Here is a 287-nt window from a genome sequence, read left to right as displayed (position 1 = left end):
CTTTCGCCAATGGCGCGTTCCTTCTACGGCGAGAACAAGCGCATCGCCAACAAGGCGATCAAGGCGGCCGGCTACAGCTTTCGTTTCCCGAACTATCGGGTGGCGCTGGAGCGAATGTGGGCCGACGGCAACTGGCGGGACGGGGAGCCGCGCAGCCCGATGAAACGCTCGTGATCGAAGCGAAGCGCGTGGCGTGGTATGATTCGCGCCTGAAGCATGTCGCCGAGATTGCGTCGCGCCACTGGAGAGGGGACCCGACCTGATGACGTTGCTATCGCTGCCCGACA

Annotated in this window: 1 pseudogene; it reads left to right on the top strand. The window is 63.4% G+C overall.

From position 1 onward, the window contains the following. A pseudogene (locus tag EN804_RS38545) lies at positions 1 to 174 on the top strand (NAD(P)-dependent oxidoreductase); the annotation flags it as partial. Positions 175 to 287 lie beyond the last annotated feature (113 nt).

This window comes from Mesorhizobium sp. M8A.F.Ca.ET.161.01.1.1 (assembly GCF_004792105.1).
GTDB lineage: Bacteria > Pseudomonadota > Alphaproteobacteria > Rhizobiales > Rhizobiaceae > Mesorhizobium.
The sequence above is the reverse complement of the archived record's forward strand: the minus strand, read 5'-3'. Positions and strand labels throughout refer to the sequence as shown.